General features: G+C 69.4%; 24 protein-coding genes. 11 read left to right on the top strand and 13 right to left on the bottom strand.

Annotation, left to right across the window (positions count from 1 at the left end; all coding sequences use genetic code 11):
• Positions 1-139 precede the first annotated feature (139 nt).
• From fxsT to LIV37_RS19525, 3 genes are all read right to left on the bottom strand, one after another.
• Positions 140-2,533, bottom strand: a complete 2,394-nt coding sequence (gene fxsT, locus LIV37_RS19515) for an FxSxx-COOH system tetratricopeptide repeat protein (protein ID WP_121824745.1) — start codon at positions 2,531-2,533, stop codon at positions 140-142.
• A 10-nt stretch (positions 2,534-2,543) separates the two neighbouring features.
• Positions 2,544-2,972 (bottom strand): hypothetical protein, encoded by a 429-nt coding sequence (locus tag LIV37_RS19520; RefSeq protein WP_020868829.1) that lies wholly within the window; start codon positions 2,970-2,972, stop codon positions 2,544-2,546.
• A gap of 419 nt (positions 2,973-3,391) precedes the next feature.
• Positions 3,392-3,805 carry a RidA family protein gene (locus LIV37_RS19525; RefSeq protein WP_020868830.1) on the bottom strand — a complete coding sequence of 138 codons (414 nt, stop codon included), beginning with the start codon at positions 3,803-3,805 and terminating at the stop codon, positions 3,392-3,394.
• 109 nt (positions 3,806-3,914) lie between these two features.
• Between LIV37_RS19525 and LIV37_RS19530 the strand changes: the two genes are divergently transcribed.
• From LIV37_RS19530 to LIV37_RS19540, 3 genes are all read left to right on the top strand, one after another.
• Positions 3,915-5,327 (top strand): PP2C family protein-serine/threonine phosphatase, encoded by a 1,413-nt coding sequence (locus tag LIV37_RS19530; RefSeq protein ID WP_020868831.1) that lies wholly within the window; start codon positions 3,915-3,917, stop codon positions 5,325-5,327.
• Entirely contained in the window at positions 5,324-6,457 is a 1,134-nt protein-coding gene (locus tag LIV37_RS19535) for a cobalamin B12-binding domain-containing protein (RefSeq protein ID WP_020868832.1), read from the top strand. Before LIV37_RS19530 ends, LIV37_RS19535 begins: the two co-directional genes overlap by 4 nt.
• A gap of 619 nt (positions 6,458-7,076) precedes the next feature.
• On the top strand, positions 7,077-7,670 hold the full coding sequence (locus LIV37_RS19540; RefSeq protein WP_020868834.1) for a DUF4291 domain-containing protein: 594 nt from the start codon (positions 7,077-7,079) through the stop codon (positions 7,668-7,670).
• A gap of 38 nt (positions 7,671-7,708) precedes the next feature.
• Here LIV37_RS19540 and LIV37_RS19545 read toward each other — a convergent pair whose 3' ends face one another.
• Positions 7,709-8,407: an SDR family NAD(P)-dependent oxidoreductase gene (locus LIV37_RS19545; RefSeq protein ID WP_020868835.1), complete on the bottom strand. Its 699-nt coding sequence runs from the start codon at positions 8,405-8,407 to the stop codon at positions 7,709-7,711.
• 90 nt (positions 8,408-8,497) lie between these two features.
• On the opposite strand from LIV37_RS19545, the gene LIV37_RS19550 reads away from it, so the two are divergent.
• Positions 8,498-9,376 (top strand): helix-turn-helix transcriptional regulator, encoded by an 879-nt coding sequence (locus tag LIV37_RS19550; protein ID WP_121824744.1) that lies wholly within the window; start codon positions 8,498-8,500, stop codon positions 9,374-9,376.
• Positions 9,377-9,454: 78 nt separating this feature from the next.
• Here the strand turns inward: LIV37_RS19550 and LIV37_RS19555 are convergent, their stop codons facing one another.
• From LIV37_RS19555 to LIV37_RS19570, 4 genes are all read right to left on the bottom strand, one after another.
• Entirely contained in the window at positions 9,455-9,841 is a 387-nt protein-coding gene (locus LIV37_RS19555; RefSeq protein WP_020868837.1) for a nuclear transport factor 2 family protein, read from the bottom strand.
• A gap of 166 nt (positions 9,842-10,007) precedes the next feature.
• Complete coding sequence (locus LIV37_RS19560; RefSeq protein WP_020868838.1) at positions 10,008-10,760, bottom strand: SDR family NAD(P)-dependent oxidoreductase; 753 nt, start codon at positions 10,758-10,760, stop codon at positions 10,008-10,010.
• 91 nt (positions 10,761-10,851) lie between these two features.
• Positions 10,852-11,283: an Rrf2 family transcriptional regulator gene (locus LIV37_RS19565; protein WP_121825373.1), complete on the bottom strand. Its 432-nt coding sequence runs from the start codon at positions 11,281-11,283 to the stop codon at positions 10,852-10,854.
• Between the two features lie 173 nt (positions 11,284-11,456).
• Positions 11,457-11,894 (bottom strand): nuclear transport factor 2 family protein, encoded by a 438-nt coding sequence (locus LIV37_RS19570; RefSeq protein WP_020868840.1) that lies wholly within the window; start codon positions 11,892-11,894, stop codon positions 11,457-11,459.
• Between the two features lie 135 nt (positions 11,895-12,029).
• Between LIV37_RS19570 and LIV37_RS19575 the strand changes: the two genes are divergently transcribed.
• Both LIV37_RS19575 and LIV37_RS19580 read left to right on the top strand, forming a co-directional pair.
• Positions 12,030-12,599: a PadR family transcriptional regulator gene (locus LIV37_RS19575; RefSeq protein ID WP_020868842.1), complete on the top strand. Its 570-nt coding sequence runs from the start codon at positions 12,030-12,032 to the stop codon at positions 12,597-12,599.
• Positions 12,586-13,416, top strand: coding sequence for an SGNH/GDSL hydrolase family protein (locus tag LIV37_RS19580; RefSeq protein ID WP_020868843.1), 831 nt, complete (start codon positions 12,586-12,588; stop codon positions 13,414-13,416). The genes LIV37_RS19575 and LIV37_RS19580 overlap by 14 nt, the downstream gene beginning before the upstream one ends.
• Positions 13,417-13,519: 103 nt before the next feature.
• On the opposite strand, the gene LIV37_RS19585 is transcribed toward LIV37_RS19580, so the two are convergent.
• On the bottom strand, positions 13,520-14,716 hold the full coding sequence (locus tag LIV37_RS19585) for a vanadium-dependent haloperoxidase (protein WP_020868844.1): 1,197 nt from the start codon (positions 14,714-14,716) through the stop codon (positions 13,520-13,522).
• A gap of 504 nt (positions 14,717-15,220) precedes the next feature.
• Between LIV37_RS19585 and LIV37_RS19590 the strand changes: the two genes are divergently transcribed.
• On the top strand, positions 15,221-16,720 hold the full coding sequence (locus LIV37_RS19590; protein ID WP_020868845.1) for an FAD-binding oxidoreductase: 1,500 nt from the start codon (positions 15,221-15,223) through the stop codon (positions 16,718-16,720).
• A gap of 138 nt (positions 16,721-16,858) precedes the next feature.
• Here LIV37_RS19590 and LIV37_RS19595 read toward each other — a convergent pair whose 3' ends face one another.
• Positions 16,859-17,671, bottom strand: a complete 813-nt coding sequence (locus LIV37_RS19595) for a class I SAM-dependent methyltransferase (protein ID WP_020868846.1) — start codon at positions 17,669-17,671, stop codon at positions 16,859-16,861.
• 123 nt (positions 17,672-17,794) lie between these two features.
• On the opposite strand from LIV37_RS19595, the gene LIV37_RS19600 reads away from it, so the two are divergent.
• Both LIV37_RS19600 and LIV37_RS19605 read left to right on the top strand, forming a co-directional pair.
• Positions 17,795-18,388 carry a TetR/AcrR family transcriptional regulator gene (locus LIV37_RS19600; protein ID WP_121824743.1) on the top strand — a complete coding sequence of 198 codons (594 nt, stop codon included), beginning with the start codon at positions 17,795-17,797 and terminating at the stop codon, positions 18,386-18,388.
• Positions 18,389-18,501: 113 nt separating this feature from the next.
• The gene (locus LIV37_RS19605) at positions 18,502-19,275 is read left to right on the top strand and encodes a vWA domain-containing protein (protein WP_020868848.1); all 774 of its coding nucleotides are present in this window, start codon (positions 18,502-18,504) and stop codon (positions 19,273-19,275) included.
• A gap of 54 nt (positions 19,276-19,329) precedes the next feature.
• On the opposite strand, the gene LIV37_RS19610 is transcribed toward LIV37_RS19605, so the two are convergent.
• Positions 19,330-20,685, bottom strand: coding sequence for a hypothetical protein (locus LIV37_RS19610; protein WP_148717824.1), 1,356 nt, complete (start codon positions 20,683-20,685; stop codon positions 19,330-19,332).
• A gap of 223 nt (positions 20,686-20,908) precedes the next feature.
• On the opposite strand from LIV37_RS19610, the gene LIV37_RS19615 reads away from it, so the two are divergent.
• Complete coding sequence (locus LIV37_RS19615) at positions 20,909-21,199, top strand: hypothetical protein (protein ID WP_020868851.1); 291 nt, start codon at positions 20,909-20,911, stop codon at positions 21,197-21,199.
• Here the strand turns inward: LIV37_RS19615 and LIV37_RS19620 are convergent, their stop codons facing one another.
• Entirely contained in the window at positions 21,200-22,105 is a 906-nt protein-coding gene (locus LIV37_RS19620) for a LysR family transcriptional regulator (protein WP_020868852.1), read from the bottom strand.
• A 71-nt stretch (positions 22,106-22,176) separates the two neighbouring features.
• Here LIV37_RS19620 and LIV37_RS19625 point away from each other — a divergent pair, with 71 nt between their 5' ends.
• Positions 22,177-22,449 carry a CBU_0592 family membrane protein gene (locus LIV37_RS19625; RefSeq protein ID WP_020868853.1) on the top strand — a complete coding sequence of 91 codons (273 nt, stop codon included), beginning with the start codon at positions 22,177-22,179 and terminating at the stop codon, positions 22,447-22,449.
• A 13-nt stretch (positions 22,450-22,462) separates the two neighbouring features.
• Here LIV37_RS19625 and LIV37_RS19630 read toward each other — a convergent pair whose 3' ends face one another.
• Complete coding sequence (locus LIV37_RS19630; protein WP_121824742.1) at positions 22,463-23,710, bottom strand: cytochrome P450; 1,248 nt, start codon at positions 23,708-23,710, stop codon at positions 22,463-22,465.
• Positions 23,711-23,723 lie beyond the last annotated feature (13 nt).

Consider the following 23,723-nt stretch of genomic DNA (forward strand, 5'->3'; position numbering starts at 1 on the left):
CAGACCGGCGTTGCCCCGCTGGAAGCTGAGGGCGCCGCCTCCGTCATTCGGGCGATGTGATATCTCGGACTCGATACGCTGAGTGCGGCTGCGTGCCGCTTCGGGCGCGGACCGGTCCGGGGTTGCGTGGCTGCCGTTGTCAGGCGGAGTCGGAGCGCGCCTGCCGCAGGTTGTCCCGCACGGTACGCGTCACGGGGTGGTCCTCGCCCAGGACTCGGACGCATGCGGTGAGGGTCTGTTCGTACAGCGGGATGGCGCGGTTCAGGTCTCCTGCTCCTTGGTAGGCGTGGGCGAGGTTGTTGCGGGAAGCCAGGGTGTCGGGGTGGTCTTCGCCCAGGATCCGCACCCGGTCGGCGAGGGTCTGCTCGTGCAGGGGGATGGCACGGTTCGGGTCCCCCGCCGCTTTATAGGCCCCCGCGAGGTTGTTGCGGGAAGTCAGGGTCTGGGGATGGTCTTCGCCCAGCACCCGGAGGTGGTCGGTGAGGCTGTGCTCGTACAGGGGGATGGCGCGGCCCAGATTCCCCGCCGCCAGGTAGATCCCCGCGAGGTTGTTGCGGGAGGTCAGGGTGTCGGGGTGGTCTTCGCCCAGGATCCGGATCCGGCCGTCGAGCGTCTGCTTGGACAGGCGGACGGCCCGGACCAGATCGCCTTTCAACTCATAGGAGTAGGCCAGGTTGTTGCAGGAGTTCAGGGTCTGGGGGTGGTCCTTGCCCAGAATCCGGATCTGGTCGCTGAGGGTCTGCTTCTGGAGGGGGATGGCCCGGTTCGGGTTCCCCGCCGCCTGATAGGCGGTGGCGAGGCTGTGACGCGAGCTCAGGGTGTTGGGGTGGTCATCGCCCAGTACCCGGATGTGGTCGGTGAGAGTCTGTTCGTACAGGGGGATGGCACGAGCGAGATTCCCCGCGTTGAGGTGGGCCCCTGCGAGGCTGTGACGATAGATCAGGGTGTGGGGGTGGTCTTCGCCCAGGATCCGGATGCTGTCGGTAAGGGTCTGTTCGTGCAGGGAGATCGCCTGGTTCAGGTTCTCTGCCATTTGGTAGGCCCTGGCGAGGCTGTGCCGACAAGCCAGGGTGGTGGGGTCGTCCTCGCCGTGGAGCCGGGCTGAGGCAGCGGCGGCCCGTTCGGCGTAGGCGGTGGCTTGGGCGGGTTGGCGCTGGCTCAGCAGGAAGCGGGACGTGCCGTGCAGGATGAGGGCGGTGTCCGTAGTGTCTGTGCGGAAATGGGCGGCATGGGTCTCGATGTGGGGGAGCAGGTCGCGCCAGCGTGGCCATTCCGTCGGGTTGGTCTCCGGATCCTGAGGGAGGGCGGCCATGAGGAGGGATGTGCTGGTGGCGCGGGCTTCGGTGATGGCGCCTTCGGTGCGGTGGGGGTCGTCAGGGTCGGGGGTGCGGGCGACGGCTTGAACCAGGCGGTGCGTGGCCACGGCGGTCTCGGTGAGCGTGATCATGCTGAAGTCGGCGAGGAGGGCCAGGGCGTCGGATTCCGCGCCAGGGTCCTCGGCAAGGCCGTCCAACAGGTCGCGGGGGATCTCGTTCGGAGCGAGCCAGGCCATGATCTGAAGCAGGCGAACGGCCAAGGGATCACGGTTGGCGATCGTGTCGACGGTGACGCGCCAGGTGCGGGCGATCGTGGTGCTGTGAGGGTCGCCGTTGCCGGGGGTGGCGAGCATGCGGGCGGTCTGCGCACGGAAGCGTTCCAGGTAGCCGGAGAAGGTGCTGCGTGTACGGCGGACGTACGTACCGGCCTGCTCCAGTGCCAGAGGCAAACAGCCCAGTTCCGCGGCCAGTTCAGCGGCGGCCGAGTGCTCGGCGGCACCGTTTCGACCGGCCAAGTGGCACAGCAGGCCGACGGCGGCCTCCAGGCCCAGCACGTCCAGGTGCAGCGGCTCGTCGGCCAGCGCGTCCCAGCCGTGGCTGAGGCGGCTGGTGACGAGGTGGCTGCCACCGGTCAGCCTGGCCAGATAGGGGGCGAGGTGGTGAGGGTCGGTGGCGTTGTCGAAGACCAGAAGCCACCCGGAATGGGTCTCCAGCCAGGCCAGGGCCCATTCGGCCAGGACGTCGCTCGCGATGGTGCTGGCATCGATTCCAGGAGTGAGACGGGCGGTGAGCTGGGCGAGGGACGCGGTGATGGTCTCGGGGATCTCGGCATTGATCCACCAGACCGCCGTGTACTCGGTGCGGTGACCATGGGCGTAGTGCAGGGCCAGGGAGGACTTCCCGATTCCGCCCAGACCGGAGACGGTCTGTGTCACTACCTGCGTGGCGGCCCGCGCGTTTCCAGGGTGCAGGGCACGTTTCAGGTTGGCCGTTTCCTCCTCCCGGCCGACGAATCGGTGGGAGACGGGCCGTGGAAGGTTGTGCGTCCCGTGTGGCGTGGGCAGGCCTGCCGGTGACGGTAGTGCCACCGGGGTTTGGACACGCACGTCTCCTGCGTGGACGGTGCCGTAATTGGTGCCCACGGCAGGTGACCGGCTCCCAGAGGTGGCTGGACCGGGCTGGGGCGGTAAGGCGGGCTGCGTGATATCTCCGGTCACGAGAACGGGCTCAGGAGTGGTCGCCGGTGTGGATGGTGCCGTAGTTGTTGTGCACGGCTGGTGACCTCTCCCCCGAGGTGGTCACGGTCACCGTGGCGGCTGCGGCCGGGCGGGCCCACCCAGCGATCTCGGCGGCGAGCGTCGGATCCGCGGCCAGCAGGCGGCGGATCTGGACGCGCACCATCGCCACCAGGTCCGCGTCATCGGGCGCACCGGCCAGTTCGGAGACGCTGTCCGCGATGGCGTCCTGTTCGGCAGTCGGCTGAGTATCGGGCGCGTCGCGGCCAGTGAGGCGGAGCAGGAGGCGCCGGCCGAAGGAAACGGTCGCGTCGGCGGCATCGCTCTCCACGCGGGCCAGTACTGCCGTGCCGTAGGCGGTGACGGCTGCGGTGGCGTACGGCGTGAGGTCTTGCGCGAGCTGGATCGCGTCCACGGACATAGCAACATCCCCCTGGAGATTCACGAGCCGCCGGCGCCCCGATACGCGGCGGTGCGGTGGGCCATCCAGCCTAGCCATCACTCCTGCCACTTCGGCCGAGGCGCTCTTTGCCACTTCGACCGGGACGCTCCTGCCACTTCGGCCGGGACGCTCCGGAGTATGCGCGGACGTCGTTGTCCGGGTGGGCGTCCACGACTTCCCACCCCTCGCGAGTACACAGCGCAGCGGCAGTCCTACTCCTGGTGCGCGATGCCCCAGACCCGCGCCGCCCCGGTCCTGGCTGCTCCTGACGTAGATCGCGTAGATCGCTGCTCGGCGTGGCCCCGCGGACGGCTGGCGGCGACTGGCGGCCGACGCGCCCCGTCCAAGCCCCCGCGGACTGCCGGGTTCCGGGAGTCGTACGTCCCGGGCTCGGCCGTTTACCGCCCCGCCGGGGCGGCTGCGGCAACGCCGTCGATCTCGACGAGTACGCCCTCGCGCACGAGTTGTGTGACCACCGTGGTCCGGGCGGGCAGCGGAGAGCGATCCGCGAAGAACTCCGCGTACACGCGGTTGAAGGCGGCGAAGTGGCCGCGGTCGCTGAGGTAGCAGGTGCACTTGACGATCAGGTCCTTGCCGCTGCCGGCCGCGGCGAAGACCGCGACGAGGTTGCGCAGGACCTGCCGCACCTGGGCATCGAAGTCGGCCGGTATCTCGTGCGTAACGGGGTCGAGCGGGCCCTGCCCGGAGGTGAAGATCAGCTCACCGACCCTGATGGCCTGGGACAACGGGGGCTCGGTGCCGTCGGAGAAGCGTACGAACGGGGCGTTCTCGGTGTGGATGCCTTCGATCATGGAGGCATTCTCCGTCACGGACGCCGTACCGCTACATGGCGAGACGCACGGAAGGGGAATAATAGGGCATTACGGGCGCAGTGGCGGAGCGTGCAAGAGGCGGTGGCGGATGACGGACGACGGCGACGGCGGGGGCAGGGGCGCATGGGGTCGTGCCCCGGCGCGGCTGAGCGAACTGCTGGGGCTCGTCGGGGCCGCGCTCCTCGACGAGCGCGACCGGTCCGCCTTCCCGGAGGAGACCACCCGGCGCCTGGGCGCGTCGCTCCATCACGGCCGTACCGTCCGCGCGCTCGTGGAGATGGTGATCCCGAAACTGGCGGACGCGTCCGTGGTCGTCCTGCCCGCGAGCGGACGACGTACGCACTGGCACCGGGCGGGTCCGGGCGATGGCCGGGCCGCCGGGGAGGTGGCGGTCGAAACACTCGAGCGGATACCCAAGGTCGCGGACGCGCTGCACGGGCTCCAACCGCGCCCCGCCGTCGTACGCCCCAAGGAGATGGCCGCGCTCGACGACATCCTGCCGGGTGAGCTCGTTCAGGGTGAGGAGGCGCTGGTGGTCCAGCTCGCCGCGGGAGGCGTACCGGCCGGTGCGCTGATCATGCTGCGCGGCCCGGAGCGTGCCCGCTTCCAGGACGCCGACATCGAACTGGCGCATCAGTTCGCCGTAAGGGCCGGACTCGCGCTGGCGACGGCGGCGCTCTACTCGCAGCAGGCCCACACCATCGCCGTCCTGCAAGCCAGCATGGCTCCGGAGCCGCTGCCGGTGGCCGACGGCCTCAGGCTCGGCGCCGCCTACCGGCCGGCCGCGGAGGCACTGCACATCAGCGGCGACTTCTACCACGTGGCCCCTTGCCCCGCGGGCGGGGTCAGGTTCTTCTTCGGCGATGTGTCCGGCAAGGGTGCGGAGGCCGCGGTGCTGGCAGGGCACGTACGGCAGAGCATGCGCACCCTGGCCATGGTCAAGAAGGGGCCCGATCCACTGGGCGACCTCCAGCTGCTCAACGACCTCGTCATCAGCGCCGGTCAACGCTTCACGACCCTGGTCACGGGCTCCGCCCGGCCCTGCGACGACGGCTCGGTGAAGGTGGAGATCGCCAGCGGCGGCCACCTCCCCCCGCTCGCGCTTCGTGGCGACGGGAAGGTGGAGGAGATCGTCTGCGAGGGCATGCTCGTCGGGGCGGTGCCCGATCCCAGTTTCGGCTGTACGGAGCTCCGCCTCGAACCGGGTGAGCTGATGCTTCTCTACAGCGACGGGGTCACCGAGGCACGAGGCGGGATGAGCGGACGGGAGATATACGGCGACGAACGCCTCGTCGACGCGCTGGCCAGCTGTGTCGGCATGCAGGCACCGTCGGTCGCCGAGCGGCTGGAGCTCCTCACGGCCGAATGGCTCGCCGGCCGCCCGCACGACGACATCTCCATCCTGACGCTTCAGGCACCGCCCCGCCGTGGCTCACCACCGCACCGTCAGCCCGCGGGCCCCGGCGGGTCCGCGAGCACCGGGGAGCCCGTGAGCCCATGAATGCCACCGGAATCACCGATGCCGTCCGGGCGGACTTCGACACCTGCCTGGCGGATGCGGACGAGGGCGGAGCGCTGGAGCTGGCCGTCGGTCTGGTGACGAGCGGCGTGAGCGCGGAGGACGTACTGCTCGGACTGGTGGCACCCGCCCAGGTGCGGGTCGGCGAGAGGTGGGAGTCCGGTGAGTGGACGGTGGCGCAGGAGCACGCGGCCACCCATGTCAGTAGGCTGACGGTGGACGCGGTGGCGTCCGCCGCGCCTGTGGGCGGCGGTTCACCGCGCCATGTGCTGGTGGCGTGCAGCGACGGCGAATGGCATGTGCTGCCCTCCCACATCCTCGCCGAGGTACTGCGTCTGCGCGGTTTCCAGGTGCGTTCACTGGGCGGCTCCGTCTCCCCGCACGAGCTCCTCTCGGACGTCCATCTGAACGGCCCCGACGTCGTCGCTCTCTCATGCACGCTGACGTTCAACCTCCCGCTCGCACACCGGCAGATCGAGACCTGCCGATGCGCCGGTGTCCCCGTCATGACGGGCGGCCCGGGGTTCGGCCCCGAGGGCACATGGGCGTACGCGCTGGGCGCGGACCTGTACGCGGCAGACGCCCGCGACGCGGCGGAAGCGCTGCTTCACCGCTGGCCGCCGGCGTTGTGCGGGGAGTCGTCGGTGCAGGCCGGTGCCGTGGAGGAGTACGCGGCACTCGTCAGACGACGACCCGAGCTGCTGGCGGACTTGGCCCATGTGCTGCGTGACGTGTTCCCCGGCTTGCGGGAACGCTCGGACATCCCGGGAGGCTCGGGCAGTTCGGGCGGCTCTGGCCCCTCAGGCAGCTCGTGCCACTCTGGCAACTCGGGCCCCTCGGGCAGGGAACACGAGGAGGGCACCGACTTTCTGGGCCGGTTGCTGGATTCCCTGGCGGCGGCCGTGTTCGTCGACGACGCCCGCGTATTCACCGGGCAACTCGCCTTCGCCGCGGCGTACTTCTCCGCCCGCTCGGTTGAGCCCCGCTGCCTCCTCGCGATGACGGATGCCCTGGCCGACCGTCTGCGCGGGTCGCCCCGGACCCTCGGCACACTCTCGGCGGGGCGCCGATACCTCGTCACGCGGGAGGCGGACTCCCGCCGCCCCGAATGAACCGGACCGGTGGGGCACTGCGCGAGGAGTGAGTCAGCGCAACCCGCCGGAGGCGAAGATGACGTCGCCGATGATCCATGCGGCGTCCTGGGAGGCGAGGAGGGCCACCACGGGGCCGATGTCGCGCCGGCACACCGATCCCTCCCGCCGTGGCGAACCGACACTGAAGTCACCCGAGCCGACGACACACGCTCATCGGCCTTCTCGTTCCGCTCGATCCCTTTGTCGACTCACTCGCCGAACGCATAGCGTCGCTGCCACCAGGCGTCATTCCAGCGGCGCTCGCCGCCGTCGACGCGGCTGAGACGTCACTTGAAGCCGGTCTGGACGCGGGAAACGCGCTACTGGGATCGCTGTTCGCCGAGCCCGCCGCAGCCGAGCTCGCTCGGGCCGCGCTCAAAGCCGGGGCGCAAACCCGTGACGGTGAACGCAACATCGAGGAGGTTCTGCGCTCACTCGACAGGCCGCGGAATCACGAGTGGAAGGTCTCCGACCTGACCACGATGGCGCCGGGAGCGGAGGCCGCGGACAAGTAGCGGACAAGTAGCTGTATGAGCCCAGGGGTCGGCCGCCGAAAAACAGTTGGCCACCTGAACCGGCCGACCCCACGCTGTACGTCATGGAAGATCCGCGACGCGGGATCCGTGCGGTCCATTCGGAATCCACGATTACCGTCTACCAGGCGTACTCCCCCGAGATCGGCCTGCCCGCGGCCAGCGAGGGCCGTTTCCCGGCCCGGTGGAAGCGGGACAGGATGACCTGGATCAAGCCGTCGTTCCTGTGGATGATGTACCGCTGCGGCTGGGGCTCGAAAGCGGGGCAGGAGACCGTCCTGGCTGTCGAGATCAGCCGTGCCGGCTTCGAGTGGGCGCTGCGCCACGCGAGCCTGTCGAGCTATGTGCGCGGGGTGCACCCCGACCAGGCCACCTGGCAGCGTGAGTTGAGGCGTGCGCCCGCTCGCGTGCAGTGGGATCCCGAGCGGGACCTGCGCCTACAGCCCCTGCCGTACCGCTCCCTGCAACTCGGTCTCTCCGGTGAGGCCGTACGGCGCTACGCGGACGAGTGGACGGTCGCCATCCGCGACGTAACCCCGCTCGCCCGCGAGATCCACTCCCTCGTCAGCGGTGGTGACCTGGACTCCGCCGCCCGGCTGCTGCCCCAGGAGCGTCCGTACCCCGCCGCGGACGGCCTTCTCGCCCACCTACGGGGATGACCGGGCCGGTGTGCCGAACAGCCGACCAGGGCGCCCGATCAGGACCAGCCGATCGGACCGGTGCGGTCGATGAAGCGTCCCGAGCCGGCGCCGGGCCCTTCGGTCGCGAGGCGGACGATCGCGTCGGTGCCCTCGGTGACGGTCTGGGGGCCGGTGCGGCCATTGAGATCGGTTGCCGTGTAGCCGGGGTCGGCGGCGTTGACGCGAATGTCCTTCAGCCCCTTGGCGTACTGGGTGGTCAGCATGGTGAGGGCCGCCTTCGAGGCGGTGTAGAGGGGCGCGACCACCGAGGACTCGACCCGGGCCGGGTCGTGGGTGATGGCGAGCGACCCCATCCCGCTGCTGACGTTGATGATGACCGGGTCCGGTGAGCGGCGCAGCAGCGGCAGGAAGGCGGTGGTCGTCCGCACCACACCGAACAGGTTGACCTCGAAGACGCTCAGAGCGTCCGCGCCGGTCAGGCCGCCGGGATCGCCATGCGGACCGTGCACCCCGGCGTTGTTGATCAGAATGTCGATCGCGCCCTCGTGCGCGGCGACGGCGGCCGCCGCGGCGGTGACGGAGGCGTCGTCGGTGACATCGATACGGACGAATCGCGCACCCAGCGTGGCGGCGGCCGCCGCGCCCCGCTCCTGATCGCGGGCCCCGACGATCACGGTGTGACCGAGTTCGATGAGGCGGCGGGCGGTCTCGTGGCCGAGCCCCTTGTTGGCTCCGGTGATGAACGTAGTGGTCATGGATCGATCGTCCGCGCGGCGCCGGGGCCGTACCAGGGACGCTTCGACCGTAGGAACGGCGGTACCAGAATGGGGAGGGGAAGGGGCAGGATGGCCGGTATGGCGACGAAAGAGGGAGTCGGACTGGGCGCGACGATCCGCGCCTGGCGGGAGCGGCTGTCTCCATCCGCCGTGGGGCTGCCGACGGGCCGGGCACGCCGCGCGCCCGGGCTGCGCCGTGAGGAACTCGCCGAACGCGCCGGTGTCTCCGTCGACTATGTGGTGCGCCTGGAGCAGGGGCGGGCCACGGCACCCTCGGCCCAGGTCGTCGCGTCCCTGACGCGCGCCCTGCGCCTGACCGCCGCCGAGCGTGACCACCTCTACCGCATGGCCGGGCTGGCCCCTCCCAATGACGATCGGATCCCGGATCGCATCCCGCCGGGCGTCCACCGCGTACTGCGTCGTCTCGGAGACGTCGCGGTCGCCGTATTCGCCGCGGACTGGCAGATGATCTGGTGGAACGCCGAGTGGGCGGCGCTTCTCGGCGACCCGTCGGCGTCACCACCGGCACTGCGCAACTTCGCCCGCGAGAGGTTCCCGATCGGCTCCGACCCCGTACGCATCACCGCGTGGCCGGTTATCACGCGGGACAGCGACGACTCGGATCTAGCCATCGTGTCCGACCTGCGCCGCGCCACCGGCCGCTTCCCCCATGACGCACGCCTGGCGGAACTGATCCGGGTGCTCACCACGGGCAGTCCGACATTCGCCCGGCTGTGGGCGAGCGGCACGGTGGCCGCACACCGCGAGGACCGCAAGACGGTCGAGCATCCCAAGGCCGGCCCCGTCGACGTGGACTGCGATGTCCTGACCGACGGCGATTCCGAGTTCAAGATCGTGATCTTGACCGCCGTGCCCGGCAGTGCGGATGAGGCCAAGCTGAGGCACCTTACGGCGACCGACGCCGACCCCGGCACCGCCCGGCACTGAACTCCGCCGACCGTGGTGTGAACGCGAGGTCCTGGCCGCCGTGTGCTCTGGGCCACGGGGCGCATGAGCACTCTCCACTCAGCCGGCGTTGAACGCCTTCTCGACGGTCAGCGTGTCCTCGTACAGGTGCATGCGGACGATCCGGTTGTCCTCGACGGTCAGGTGCGTGGCCGCCGATGTGGTGAACTCCTTCCCGGTGGCCACGACGGTGTGCGTCCAGACCGCGAGCAGTACCACGTCACCACCGTCGACGATGACGCGCTCCGGCACGACCTTGCTCCTGCCGGGCGCGAAGTGCGGCCACATCGTGGTGAAGTACGGCGCGACCTCCTCCCGGCGGGTTCGGCGGCCGGTCCAGGGCAGCGCGTCGCTGCCGGGGACGTGCCAGTCGATCTCCTCGGCGAACAGTTCCTGGATGCCGTCGGGGTCCTGCCTGCCGAGGCGCTCCACGAACGTCTCGGCCACGGTCCGTTAGGTCTGAGTATCTGTTGCCATCGCCCTTGTCCTTTGTCTTTTCGTTCGTATGGGTGTGTGCCTTGGCGCTCTCGTCGTCACCGGCGAGGAAGACGACCTGGTACGCGGCTCGGACGCCCGGGAGCGGCGAGTGCGCCCCGCGTCGCCGGCTTGGCGCCTAGAGCTGTGTGACGCCGCCGTCGACGAACAGTTCCGCGCCGGTGGTGAAAGTGCTTTGGTCGCCGGCCAGGTAGAGGGCGGTGGCGGCGACCTCGTCGGGATGGCCGGCGCGGCCGAGCGGGGTCGGTGGGGCGGGCTCGGCCGTGGTGGGCCGATCGCCGTGCGGGAAGGCGGCGCGGAGCTCGTCCCCGCCCGGGGTCTCGACAGGGCCGGGGGTGAGGGTGTTGACGCGGATTCCTCGGCCGGCCAGTTCCGCGGCCCAGGTGCGGGCGAGGCTGCGGATCGCGGCCTTGGTGGCGGCGTAGATGCCCAGGCCCGGGGCGGCCCGCAGGGCAGCGCTGGAGGAAAGCAGCATCACCGAGGCGTCGGTCGTCAGCAGCGGCAGCGCCTTTTGGACGGTGAAGACCGTGCCCTTGAGATTGATCGAGGTAGTGCGGTCGTACTCCTCCTCGGTGATCGCGCCGAGCGGGCCGTAGTCCCCGACCCCTGCGTTGGCCACCACGATGTCCAGGCGGCCGCTGCGGTTCGCGATCTCGGCGAAGAGCCGGTCGAGGTCGCCGAGGTCCGAGGCATCGCCCTGGATGGCGATGCCTCGGGCGCCGACCTGCGCGACGGCGGCGTCCAGTGCGGCCTTGCGGCGCCCGGTCAGGTAGACGGTCGCGCCCTCGTCGGCGAAACGGCGGGCGATCGCCAGGCCGATGCCGCTGGAGGCGCCGGTGACGAGGGCGGTCTTGTTGTCCAGCTGTCCCATGAGATCTCCAATTTCTTGATGTAACCATTTTGGTTACATCGATGGGCGCGAAATGCGATCCCCCCGATCAGGGGAAGTCGACGGTCCGAGGTCAGGCGGCTTTCAAGACGTCCCGCAGCACGTCCTCCAGCGTGGTCTTGGCCAGCTCCCCGCGCAGGGCGGCCTCCACATCGTCGTACACGGCGGTCATCGCCGGCCCGATGCCGTGGCCCACGACGCACTCGGGGTCCGGGGTCCCGCGATGCAGGGCGAAGACCGGTCCCGGCTCGATCGCCTGGTAGACGTCGAGCAGGGTGATCGCCGCCAGGTCCCGCGCGAGCATCCAGCCCGCCCCCGCTCCCCGCCGCGAATCGGCCAGACCGGCCTTGCTCAGCTTGGCCAGCAGGCGGCGGATAACCACCGGGTTGGTGTTGACGCTCGTCGCTATCTGCTCGGAGGTGGCGACCTCATGGCCACGCCGCTGATACAGCCCGATCCATGTCAGGGCGTGCGCCGCGATGGTCAGCCTGCTGTTGGCACTCACGTCGGACTCCACCTCCCCCATCCCTCGGCGCTAGTCGTAACCATAGTTGTTACTACTACATGCGGCAATTTCGGCGGGCCGACCGGACCGGCCTCGTCGGCCCGCTCGGCGCGCGTACCTGGCCTTCTTCACCCACGGCGGGACGGGCTCCCGGTTCCGCACGTCACGCGCGGCTACTGGCCGGAGGGCGCCGGTGCCGGTACGAGGCCGTCTTCGACCAGGCCCGCGAGGACCGCTTCGCCCAGGGCGTGGACGGCGGACTGGGGGCGGACCATGACGGTGAACTCCTTGATGCGGCCGTCGTCGGCGAAGTGCAGCAGGTCGATGCCGTGGATCTCCTTGTCGGCCACCCGGGTACGGAAGAGCAGCACCGCCGACTGGGCGGACGTGCCGTCGGTGCTGGTCTGCGCGGCGCCGGTGTGGTCGCCGATGTAGCGGAAGCCCTGGAAGGTGCGCAGCAGGACTCCGAAGAGGCCCAGCACCATCGGCTTGCCCTCGAAGGGGGTGAACTTGACGGGGCTGTAGAAGCGGATGTCCTCGGTGAACAGGTCGTCCAGGGCCGGGAGGTCCCGGTTGTCGATGGCGGTACGGAAACGGTCGGCAGTGGTCATCGCAAACCCGCCTGCTTTCGTAGTCATGGATGTGAGTAGTCATTTTCATGACTATCATGGTCGCGTGTCCGGCGACAGAGGCATGCGAGGCATACGAGGCATGCAGAGGCACGGAGACATGAAGGAGGCGATCCGATGGCCCTGCGGCACGCCGTGCTGGCGGCACTGCTCGATGGGGAGCTCAGCGGATACCAGCTGACCAAGGCGTTCGACATCGGCGTGGCCAACTTCTGGCACGCCCAGCCACAGCAGCTCTACACCGAGCTGACCCGCCTGGAGAGGGACGGGCTCATCGCGGGCCGGGAGGTGGTCCAGGAGACCCGCCCCACCAAGCGGTTGTTCCATGTGACCGATGCCGGGCTGGCGGAGCTGGAGGAGTTCACGGCGGCGTTCGCCAAGCCCTCCTTCATCCGTGACGATCTGCTCGTCAAGGTCCAGGCCGCCGACCACGTCGACAAGGAGACCCTGATCGCCCAGCTCACCGAGCGTGCCACCTTCGCCGAGGCCAAGATCGAGCTGTTCGGCAAGCTGCTGCGCAAGATGCGCGGTGACCGTACGGAGGAGGAGTTCCTGCGCCACGGCCACCGCATCGGCCCGTATCTGACATGTCTGCGCGGCCTGGCCCTCGAACAGGGCAACCGCGACTGGTGCGAGCGCACGATCACCGTCCTGCGAGAGAGGCAGCACAGCCGTGGCCGACACTGACGCGGCGTACAGCCGCTACGTCGCGCTGGGCGACAGCCAGACCGAGGGCCTGGGCGACGGGGACGACATCACAGGTCTGCGCGGGTTCGCCGACCGCCTCGCCGAGCACCTCGCCCACGCCAACCCCGGCCTCTCGTACGCCAATCTCGCCGTACGGGGCCGCCTCGCCGCGCAGGTCCACGCGGAGCAGCTCGCGCCCGCCCTGGCCCTCCGCCCCGACCTGGCCACGGTCGTCGCCGGGGTCAACGACCTCCTCCGCCCCCGCTTCGACGCCGACCACACCGCCCACCACCTGGAGGCGATGTTCGCCGCGCTCACCGCGCAAGGCGCCCACGTCGCCACGCTCACCTTCCCCGACCCCGCCCGCATCAGCCCCCTGGCGCGCCCCCTCACCCCGCGCGTGATCGCCCTGAACGAGCGCATCCGCGAGGCCGCCCGGCGGCACGGCGTCACGGTCGCCGAAACCGGCCACTATCCCGTCGTCACCGACCCCCGGCTGTGGAGCCCCGATCGCCTCCACGCCAGCTCCCTCGGCCACGAGCGCATCGCCGCCGCCCTCGCCCACACCCTCGACCTCCCCGGCACCGACGACACCTGGAGCCACCCGCTGCCCCCGCCGGTGACACCCGCACCCACCGGATGGCGCGCCGCCATCGACGAGCTCCGCTGGACCGCCGCCTTCCTCGGCCCCTGGCTCACCCGCCGCCTCCGCGGCCGCTCCTCCGGCGACGGCCGCACCGCCAAGCGACCGCGGCTGGGGCCGGTGCGAGCGGATGGGACGGAGTCCGTGAGCAAAGGCGGGGATGTTCAGCGCTGACCCGCCCGCGGGAGGCTGCCGCCGACTGGTCGGTACGCGTAGCGCGTACCGCGTCCAGCGCGGCGGCAACCTCATCTTGGGCGGCAGGCGCGGGGGTGTCGTTTCAGTGCTCTCGCGGGCGGTGCGGTCGTGTCGGCAGCAGCGCGTTGTCGGATACGCATTCGCCGACGTTGGTACCGATGGCCCTCCCGTCCTCGGCGTCCCAGCGGAAGTGCATGCCCAGCCAGAGGCGGCTGAACTCGCCCTCCTGGGCGACCTGGCTGAAGCTGTCCATCCGGCGGTACGCCTTGATGGTGTGCGGGTCCTCGGAGCGTGCGGTGAACGAGACGTCGTCCCGGCCGAAGAAGTGCTTCATCGTGCTTGCCCACGCGGCCGTGAAGTTGGCGTGCCCGGAGGTCCAGGCGGCGAAGCACGGGGTGAACGGTGCCCCTGAGCGGTCCGTGCTGAGCGGCTCCCATTTCGCGTTCGCGCCGCCTGTCGCCCGGATCGCGGACACCGGGCGCCACAGCTTGATCCGGGTGTCGAACTTGCTGTCCCAGGCCGCGATCCCGGCATCCGCCAAGGACAGCGCCGACAGCGCGAACAAGCGGGTGGTCTCGTACCTGGCGAGCTTGAACTTCTTGGCGAGGGTCCCGGTCAGTTCGAGCAGTTGCCCCGGGGGGTGGTAGGTGCCGTCCAGGTCATGGTCCCAGAACCAGCCGATGACGGTCTGGTCGTAGGTGCGCTCCTGGGAGTCGGCGCCACCGACCCGCCGCACCTCGTCGCGCTGGCGCGCGTACTCCGGGCTGGCCAGCAGTTTGGCGTAGGAAGTGAAGCCGCGCAGGGTGGAAGGCCGGAACTGCGAGCCGGAGCGGAGCACGAACGGCCGCACCTTGCCCCAGTTCGGGGTCACCGCGTCGCTCGGCTTCTTGCAGTCCTCCTCACCCGTCGGCCGCCAGGCTCCGGGTGTGGTGGTGTCGCCGCGGTAGACATCCGGGTTGTCCGAACCGTCGCCCGCCCGGGATTTGTTGATCTGCCGCACCACGCGGTCGACCACCAGGTGGTCGAGGGGGTCGTGGGAGTGGGGGGAGCGGCCGGTCCGGGCCTTGTACTGGGCGTCGATGTAGGCCTGATCGCCCGGGTACAGCTGGGAGATCATCCGGTACGCCGTGCGGTCGATCGGCCGCTCCTCTTCGTCCGCACGCGGCCGCGACGATGTGCCGGCGTACTTCAGCGGCCGGTTGAGGTACGGCTGGTACTTCAGGGTTCCGTACGTGTACTGACAGGCGCTCTCGGCGTTGTAGATCGCCGCGAATACCATCGCCCCGGACCTGGAGAGCTTGCCGGGCGAGGCGTCCCAGCCCCGCGCATTGCGGAACGTCTGGAGCAGGACCTTGTTCCAGGGCGTCCGCCGACACGGGTCTTCAAGCGTGGAAGCACGGACTTCGTGGCCGGCCGACGGCCATGATTGTGCTTGGGAGGCACGGCATTCCTTTCGACGTCGCTGATCAACAGCGGCAGCGTAATATCGGATATGCCATATAAAGGACAACCTCGCCGATATACCTCGGTGCTTGGTATTTGTGTACGCAGGACGCGTTGCCGCGGAATGCGTGACCCGCGTCGAACGCTCGGCTCTCTCGGCGGCACACCGCCCCGACCGGCACGGGGCCTCGTCCGCGGGGCCGGTCCTTTCGATCAATCTGGCCGTGGTCGCGAGCGTGTCGAGCCGGTCCACCGTGGTTGCCCTTGCTACCGTCCACTTCGCCTAAATCGCCCATAAAGGACCGATTCGCGTCTACTGACGGCCGAGAGGACACGGACCATGAACGACTTTTCCCGCCGCGGGCTGCTGAGGGTGACGGCGGGCGCCGGTGCCGGCGCGGTCGTCGTGTCGGGCGCCGCGGCCGCCGCTGCCCCCGCTGCAGGCGCCGTGACCGAGGCGTCCGGGAGCGATGCGCATTGCGCGCCCGCGGAGCTGACCGGCCGGATCGTCCGCCCCGAAGACGCCGGATACACGGACGCGCGCCTCGGCTGGGACCAGCTCTTCTCCCACTATCCGCTGGTCATCGTCTTCGCCCAGAACACCCAGGACGTGGTCAACGCCCTGACGTGGGCGCGGCAGAACGACGTGGCGGTGCGGGTGCGGAGCGGCCGCCACGCCCTTGAGGGCTGGTCGAACGTGGACAACGGGCTCGTGATCGACATCAGCGATCTGAAGTCGGTTCACGTCGACACCAAGTCGCGTATCGCGACGGTCGGAGCCGGGCTCAACCAGTTGGAAGCGGTGACCACCCTCGCGGAGCAGAACTTCGCGGTGACCACCGGAACGGAGGGCAGCGTAGGCCTGTCCGGTGCGACGCTCGGCGGCGGTTTCGGCTTCCTCACCCGCTGGCTCGGCATGGCCTGCGACAGCCTGGTGGGGGCCGAGATCGTCGTCCCGTCGGGTACCGAATGCGCCAAGGTGATCCACGCGGACCTGTACAACAACTCGGATCTGCTCTGGGCGCTCCGTGGCGCGGGGAACGGCAACTTCGGCATCGTCACGTCACTGACCTACAAGTTGGCTCCGCTGAAGAGCGTCACCTATCTCCAGGCGACGTGGCAGGGCATCGACAACCTTCGCCCCATCTTCGAGGCGTATCAGCGTACGGCGCCGACCACCGACGCCCGCCTCGGAACCCAGCTCGAAATTCACCGAAACCAGATCTTCCTGTTCGGGGTTCTCCCCGAAGGAACGCCGGACGAGACGAAGAAGCTGCTGGCCTCGATCCTGTCGATCGACAGCCCGGACATCACTACGCAGGTCGGTAACTGGGGCGACGTATACGCGGGATTCCAGATTCCGATCGAGCAGGAACCGGCGAACTGGAAATTCCACTCGCAGTTCACCAGAAAGCCGTTCCCGAGCGACGCGATCGACATCGTCGACTCGTTCATCAGAACCGCCCCGACGGATGACAGCAACTTCTTCGTCCAGGCTTTCGGCGGGAACGTCAGGAGGAGCCCCCGCGGCGGCACCGCCTTCCCGCACCGCGACGCGCTCTTCTACTCCGAACCCGGAGTCGGCTGGGGGGAGCGCAGTGACCAGCCGGGCGTCTGCGACCCGCTCACCTCGCAGTGCCAGGCCTGGATCGCCGAGTTCAGCCAGGCCCTGCGGACCTATGTGGACGGCGCCTACGTCAATGTGCCGAACATCGCACAGCAGGACTGGGAAACCGCCTATTGGGGGAACAACTTCGACCGGCTCCGCACCATCAAGGCGAAGTACGACCCCAACAACGTCTTCCAGTACGAGCAGAGCGTCCCGCCCGCGGTCTGCTGACCGAGCACGGCCAGAGCCCCCTCCCGATCGGGCGAATTCCAGGGGGCTCGGCCATGCCTACCCGTCCTGTGCAGTCGCTGAACGCGCGCCGATTTGTACGGCCGTTCGTCAGCACCTGCGCCCGCAAGGGCTCGGCGGTCAGGCCGGGGCAGTTCGGGTCGCCGTGATCACCACCGTCGTGTACGGCATCGTGAAGCCGCCGCCCATCGCGTCGATGGCCGCGCCGACGCCCTCCAGCACTTCCGCCAGTTCGGCCGGAGGGAGCTGGGTGAACGCGCCCTGGGTGGGGATCTGCTCGAGCCAGGCGTCCCGGGTGTAGGTCCACTCCCAGTCGAACCGCCACTGCTCCGGTTCGCCGAACGCGCCCGCCGCCCGTATCCCGTCGGCGGCCTTGGCGAGGATCGGCTGATACACGTCCGGGCCGCCCCGCGTCACCGCCCGGAAGTCGAACGGCGCGTCGGGCATCACCCGTCGGCAGACCGTGGCGAGGGCTTCCGCCAGATCGGCCGGGAGCTGGAACACGTTCCAGAACGCGGCCAGTCGGGCGCCGGGCCGCAGTACCCGGGCGGCCTTGGCCGCCCCCGCGACCGGGTCGATCCAGTGCCAGGCCTGGCCCGCGATCACGGCATCGAAGTGCCGCCCGGCCGGGTCCCAGGCTTCGAACGTCGCGACCTCGACCGCCGTCCCGAGCCGCCGCGCCACGTCGGCCATCCGCGCGTCCGGTTCGACACCGAGCACCGTACGGCCGGCCCGCTGGAACTGCCGGGCCGCGATACCGGTGCCACAGCCGACGTCGAGGATGCCGGGTGCATCGAGGACATCGGGGATGTCGGGGATGTCGGGGATGTCCGGGCCGGGGCCGTCGGTGGCGATCCGGTCCACCATGGCCTGGGGGTAGCGGGGCCGGGCCTGGTCGTAGCGTTCGGCATCCGAGCCGAACGACTCGGCCATCTGCCGATGTTGATGGGGCTCGTTCCCGGAGGAGGGTAAAGTGGGCATGCGCCCACTATGAGTGGGCACTTGCCCACTCGTCAACCGGGCGGGCCCACGAGCAAGGTGAGGGAGGGACGCACGGTGCCGACAGGGGTGGCCATGCGTGACGTACGCGAACAGTTGTTCCAGGCCGCCGAGCGAGTCCTGCTCCGGGACGGACCGAGCGCGCTGACCAGCCGGGCGGTCACCACGGAGGCGGGCTGCGCGAAGGGCGTCCTGCACCGGCACTTCGCCGACTTCGACGCCTTCCTCGCCGAGCTCGTACGGGACCGCATCGCCCGGCTCGACCACCAGTCCGCCGCCCTGCGCGGCTACGCCGGGACCGGCACCGTCGCCGACCACCTCGCCGACGCGCTCACGACCCTGTTCGAATCGGTCGCCGTGGGCCTCGTCAGCCTCGTCATCTCGCGCGACGAGCTACGCGCCCGCCTCCGCGAGACCACACCGACCGGCCTGCCGCTCCTGACGGAAGCCACCGCCATGATCGCCTCCTACCTCACCGCCGAGCGGGACCGGGGACGCATCGCGGCCGACGCCGACATCGACGCGCTCGCACCCACGGTGATCGGGGCCGGACACCTGCTCTTCGCCGACCGCGAAGCCACGCCCCCGGGCGCCGTGGCCGTCCGCAAGATGGTGACCACCGTCATCGCCGACGTCGTACGGGCGCCGTAGCTCCGACACGACGATGTCCGCGAGCCGCAGCGCCGATTGTTGTCGAGGTACGGCCCTGAGAGGGTTCGCCAAGAGCCAGACGTACTTCATCAGTTGAGGGACAATCACCCGCTATGGCCATCGATTACCGCAGACGTCCGAAAATCGACTACCGCAAGCGTCCCCAGGAGCCGACTCCCGCGATCAGTCTGGAAAAGGTCGCCGCTCAGGCCCCGGGGCTGGTCAGCCTCTACAAGTCCGCTGCGGTCTCCCTGGCCAAACACGATGCCGGCGGGCAACGGGCCGCGGTGTACCTGGTGCTGGACCGCTCCGGAAGCATGCGCAAGTACTACCGCAACGGATCCGTGCAGTACTTGGCGGAGCAGACACTCGCCCTCGCGGCGAACCTCGATGACGATGGGGTCGTGCCTGTCGTCTTCTTCTCCACGGACATCGACGGAACCGCCGAGATCAGCCTCGACGCCTACCAGGACCGGATCAACCCCCTGCACGACTCGATGGGCCACATGGGCCGCACCAACTACCACGTCGCCATGCAGGCCGTCATCGACCACTACCAGGCATCCGGGGCCGACGACCCGGCATTCGTCGTCTTCCAGACCGACGGCTCCCCCACATCCAAAGCGGCGGCGGAGCACGTGCTGTGCACGGCCGCGAAGCTGCCCATCTTCTGGCAGTTCATCGGGTTCGGCGACGACGAATTCCGCTTCCTGCACAGACTCGACGACCTGCCGGTACCGAACCGGCGCGTCGTCGACAACGCCGGCTTCTTCGCCGCCGGACCAACACCGAAAACCCTCTCCGACGCCGCCCTCTACGATCAGCTACTCCACGAATTCCCACTGTGGCTCAACTCCGCCCGCTCCGCCGGAATCCTGAAAAGCTGAGAACGGCTGCGGAGAGAGCGTGACGACTCGTCGCGCTTGTCTTGCGTCACCTGATCACCCCTGATCGGGAAGCGAACGGATCTCGTCCCCCATTCCGGGAGCGACAATCTCATGCCCGCGCCCAAAACTCTTGAATATTGCACTCCCATCACCTTTGCCGACCTTGTATGCATAGCAAACTTCCATCTGCCGACATTGCGAGCAGAAGAGGTTGGCCACAAAAGGCGACAGCGAGACAGGCCCTCCCGGTCCCAGCAAATAGAAGAGTTCGTTGCCGACGGGGCGATCCCATGTGAACGTTCGCCGCTCGAAGTCCGGGTGGTCGCCCATCGCGTCTTCCGCGACGACGTCAAAGGTTCTCAGCCTCGGCTGGTAGACACACGACACCGTGAACAACCAGGAAAGGTTTTTGAGGAACTGCGCCTTGGCCAGGGCGTGTTCGAGGTGGTGCGTGCACTCGGCCACGCGCAGGGCGGACTCGGGCTGACTCTTGGGCTTGTTGCCGTGAGCGGCTCGATTGCGTTCCTCCCGCAAGACGTCGAGGTGTCCAACGATTCCGGCGTCGTCCGGCGTGTCCTTGAGGGCATGATGAAGCCCGATCACCAGATCAGGGTGGTCGGCGGCAAGCGGCCGGAGTCTATCGAGCCACGTTGTCCATGTGCCGAACATGACACCTCTTCCGAGGTATGCCTTCCGGAGCGCGGATAGGTTGTTCTGTCCCAGTCCCTGCCCGTGTCCCTCACTGCCGGATCGACTTTCGATTCGTCCCTGGAGTAACGCCGCCGCGGTTAAGCTGACAGTGATGGCGAGGGTCTCCGCGGCATCGAGCAGTGCCTCGTACTTCTCCTTGGGGGTATACGCCTGCTGAAGCGCGCGGACGGCGCGAGCAACGGGATGTGGCAATGCGTTCCGCGCGTCCGCGAGTAACTCAGCGGGCACCACGGACCGCTCGACGCTCTCCGGGCGGCAGGCTGTCGACCGCGCCGACGGCGCAGTGGCCGAACCCAATGCCATTCCCGGGGACGCCTGCGGAGGCGGCGGCCCAAGAGGCGGTGCGGCGACGGTCTCTTGGGCAGTACGGGCTGGCGATGCCGGGACGTCGTATCGAGGTGACTGCTGGTGTCTGCTCCACCGCCAGCGCCTGATGACCAACCGGAGCCAGGCGGGGATGACCCCCAGGACGGCGACGAAGATGACGATGGCGAGCAGGGTGTCCAACCAGAGGGACAGGGGGGTCGGTTCGGTAGGCGGGGTGGTCGGGATGGAGATGCCGGCGATCAGGCCCCATCCGGCAGTGTTCCAAAACGCCCAATCACGGTAGAGGGGCGCGTCGTACAGCCTGAAGACAGAATTCCGTCGCTTGGGAAGAGGTGACGGCGGAGCCAACCGGGACGCTGCGTTGTCTTGCATGCGCATATGGTGCCCAGGTGTGGGTGACTGGTGACCATTGTGTGTGGGATTGTTACAGGGTGATGCTCCTGGAACTGGATGCGGCACCGCACCCCTCCGGGCATCGTTCCCGCTGGAAGCCGAGGGGGCCACTGCCTCGCTCATTCGGGCCCCCATCGGTCAGCCGTACTCCCGTCGGTACGATCAGTACGGAGCGGGAACCCATCCCGCAGGGGAGCAGGTCATGTCCGAGTCGACCGTGTCCGGCCAAAGTGACTCGCCCGCCGTCGCGCTGGGCCCCATCGCGCTTGTTCTGGGCGTGTTCTCCGTCGTGGGCGCGTGGGTGCCCACGCTCGTGCTCGTCGCCCTTCCGTGGACGGTCATCGCGGGGGCGCTCGCCATCGCGCTCGGGGCCATGGGTGTGCACCATGCCCGCCGCGGGGTCGGGCGTCTGTGGGCCGCGGTCGTCGGAACCGGCCTCGGTGTCGTTGGGTTCGGCGGCGTCATCGCCCTTTTGTGGTCCTTCGGCGGCTGACTACACGTTGGTGTCGAGCTCGGCGGCGGACGCGATGATGGCGTCGAGGACGGTGAGGACTTCCTTGCGGGGCTCGGAGCGGGTGGTGCGGTGCCGGGCGATCAGGCGGCGGGTCCCCAGGCCGGGCAGGGATACCGCCTTTACGCCGTCGGGCAGCACACCCAGCACGGCCAGGGCGGGCACGATCGCTATGCCCAGACCTCCCGACACCAGCGAGAGCGCGACGTCGTAGTCGTAGTAGCTGTGGAGCGGGGGCGCGGCCTTCAGTCCGCGCCGGGCCTGTTCGGTGGCGCTGTGGGCGGCCGCGTCCGGGTCGACCCCGAGCCAGGTGAGGTGCTCCAGATCCGCCGTACTGACCGGGAGCGGCGTCGCCGCGGGCATGATCACCACCCATGGTTCCTCGAGGACCGGCACATCGCGGGTGCCGCGCGCGGCCCGGTGTCCGAGGGGGCTCTCGGCCTCCAGAATGATCAGGTCGACCGCCCCCGATCGCAGCTCCTGCTGGGCCTTCTCGCCGTCCATCTCCCGGATCAGCAGTTCCAGACCGGGGAACTGTTCGCGCAGCCGGTGCACCAGCGGTACGAGCAGCATGCGGATCACCGTCTTGAAGGCGCTGATGACGACCGTGCCCGTCACATCCCCCTGCAGCGCCGCCAGCGCTTTGCGGGCGTCGGTCAACTCGGACTCGATGCGTTCCGCGGCTTCGGCGAGCACCCGTCCCGCCTGTGTGAGGACGGCTCCGCGGGGCTGACGGTCCAGAACGGTGACGCCGACCACATCCTCCAGGCGGGCGATCTGCTGGGAAACGGCCGACGGTGTCAGATGCAGCACATCCGCCGCCGCCAGCACCCCGCCGGCCCGGTGGACGGCCAGCAGAACGGCCAGTTTGCGGGCGTCGATATCCATTCAGTTCAGCTTAATGCCGGGGGAAGACAACTTCGATTGATGTGTATCCCCGAGACCGCCACCATGGCGGTATGGAGGAGTTGCTGCCCCCGGTCGCCACGGCATCCGGGTGGATCGGTGCCCTGTGCACCGCCACGGCCTACGCCCTGGTGTCACGTCGGCGGATCGAACCGGATTCGCGCACATCCCAATCGATCAACATGCTCGGTGGCGCACTGCTGGCCGTATCGGCGGCCGCCAATGGCGCCTGGCCATCGGTCACTTCGAACTTCGTGTGGGTCGTCATCGGCATGCAAACCCTCGTGGGCGTACGCCGCGGCCTGGGCGTGACCGACAGTCGGTAGCCCTCGACGACGGCTACCACACCACCGGGACCTGCTCGAAGCTGTCCGTGAGCACTCCGGCGCGGCGCGCCAGCTCGGAGGACGGGACGGCCAGGTCGAGGCCGGGCAGGCGGTCCAGGAGGATTTCCAGGGCGACGTGCAGTTCGGTGCGGGCCAGGGCCTGGCCTATGCAGGAGTGGGCGCCGGCGCCGAAGGCGAGGTGGCGGTTGGGGGTGCGGGTCAGGTCCAGCTGGTCGGGGCGGGGGAACATCCGCTCGTCGCGGTTGGCGGAGGCGACGACCGAAACGGTGGTGCTGCCCTTCGGGATCACCTCGCCGCCCAGTTGGGCGTCCTCCGTCAGATAGCGGGGCATGCCCGGGCCACGGTTGACGTCGAAGCGGAGCAACTCCTCGACGGCCGGGCGGACCAGCGTGCGGTCGTCCAGCAGGCGCTGCCAGCGGGAACGGTCGTCGAGCAGGACCGGGACCAGCTTTCCGATCACGCTGGACGTGGTCTCGTGACCGGCGTGCATCAGGCCCCGCGCGATCTGGACCAGGACCGCCCCGGGCGGGCGGGGGTCGGCGGCGTCGGTTATTTCGATCAGCTTGCTGAGCAGATCGTCTCCCGGTGCGCTCCGCGTCCGGGCCACATGCTCGCCCAGATACGCCAGAAGCTCCTCGCGGGCGGTGCGGGTCTCCCGCTCGCCGTAGCGGTCCCCGCCGAACAGGGCGCCCGACCAGTACGCGAAGCGGTCCCAGTCCGCCTCCGGTACGCCCAGCAGGGCGCCGACGACCCGCGCCGGGAACGGGTACGCGAAACCCGCCCAGAGGTCGGCGGGGGTCGGCCCGGCCTCCATGGCGTCCACCAGGGCGTGGCCGATGGTGACGATCCGGGGGCGGAGCGCGGCGACCCGCTTCGCGGTGAGCGCCTGGTCCACCAGGCGCCGCCAGCGCTGGTGCCGTTCGCCCGTACCGATTCCGTCCGGCCCCGCCTCGCTCGCGTCCCGGGGGAAGCGGGGATCGGACAGCATCGCGTGCACGTCCTCGTACCGGGTCAGCACCCGCACCGGGGCGCCGGTGGAGCGCAGCCTCAGCTCCGGGACCGGACATCCCTCCGCCCGTAGCGCCGCCCACTCCTTCGGGGGCTCGAGGGGGTGCTCCGCGGCGAACGGGAAGTCGCCGAGGGGGCAGCGTGCTTCCGCGCCTTCCGGCTTCGCGCTTTTCGCGCCTTCCGGCTTCGCGCCATCCGGTTTCGTCTCGTCCGCCACTTCTGCTTCACCCACGGAGCGCCTCCAG

It is taken from the genome of Streptomyces rapamycinicus NRRL 5491, from assembly GCF_024298965.1.
GTDB classification, from domain to species: Bacteria; Actinomycetota; Actinomycetes; order Streptomycetales; family Streptomycetaceae; genus Streptomyces; species Streptomyces rapamycinicus.

Coding starts and splice junctions, on each gene's coding strand:
- LIV37_RS19590 (WP_020868845.1), top strand. CDS start 15,221: ATGAACGACTTTTCCCGCCGCGGGCTGCTGAGGGTGACGGCGGGCGCC.
- LIV37_RS19570 (WP_020868840.1), bottom strand. CDS start 11,894: ATGACCACTGCCGACCGTTTCCGTACCGCCATCGACAACCGGGACCTC.
- LIV37_RS19530 (WP_020868831.1), top strand. CDS start 3,915: ATGACGGACGACGGCGACGGCGGGGGCAGGGGCGCATGGGGTCGTGCC.
- LIV37_RS19585 (WP_020868844.1), bottom strand. CDS start 14,716: ATGGTATTCGCGGCGATCTACAACGCCGAGAGCGCCTGTCAGTACACG.
- LIV37_RS19625 (WP_020868853.1), top strand. CDS start 22,177: ATGGAGGAGTTGCTGCCCCCGGTCGCCACGGCATCCGGGTGGATCGGT.
- LIV37_RS19520 (WP_020868829.1), bottom strand. CDS start 2,972: ATGTCCGTGGACGCGATCCAGCTCGCGCAAGACCTCACGCCGTACGCC.
- LIV37_RS19525 (WP_020868830.1), bottom strand. CDS start 3,805: ATGATCGAAGGCATCCACACCGAGAACGCCCCGTTCGTACGCTTCTCC.
- LIV37_RS19575 (WP_020868842.1), top strand. CDS start 12,030: ATGGCCCTGCGGCACGCCGTGCTGGCGGCACTGCTCGATGGGGAGCTC.
- LIV37_RS19615 (WP_020868851.1), top strand. CDS start 20,909: ATGTCCGAGTCGACCGTGTCCGGCCAAAGTGACTCGCCCGCCGTCGCG.
- LIV37_RS19595 (WP_020868846.1), bottom strand. CDS start 17,671: ATGGCCGAGTCGTTCGGCTCGGATGCCGAACGCTACGACCAGGCCCGG.
- LIV37_RS19545 (WP_020868835.1), bottom strand. CDS start 8,407: ATGACCACTACGTTCATCACCGGAGCCAACAAGGGGCTCGGCCACGAG.
- LIV37_RS19540 (WP_020868834.1), top strand. CDS start 7,077: ATGGAAGATCCGCGACGCGGGATCCGTGCGGTCCATTCGGAATCCACG.
- LIV37_RS19605 (WP_020868848.1), top strand. CDS start 18,502: ATGGCCATCGATTACCGCAGACGTCCGAAAATCGACTACCGCAAGCGT.
- LIV37_RS19560 (WP_020868838.1), bottom strand. CDS start 10,760: ATGGGACAGCTGGACAACAAGACCGCCCTCGTCACCGGCGCCTCCAGC.
- LIV37_RS19535 (WP_020868832.1), top strand. CDS start 5,324: ATGAATGCCACCGGAATCACCGATGCCGTCCGGGCGGACTTCGACACC.
- LIV37_RS19610 (WP_148717824.1), bottom strand. CDS start 20,685: ATGCAAGACAACGCAGCGTCCCGGTTGGCTCCGCCGTCACCTCTTCCC.
- LIV37_RS19620 (WP_020868852.1), bottom strand. CDS start 22,105: ATGGATATCGACGCCCGCAAACTGGCCGTTCTGCTGGCCGTCCACCGG.
- LIV37_RS19550 (WP_121824744.1), top strand. CDS start 8,498: ATGGCCGGTATGGCGACGAAAGAGGGAGTCGGACTGGGCGCGACGATC.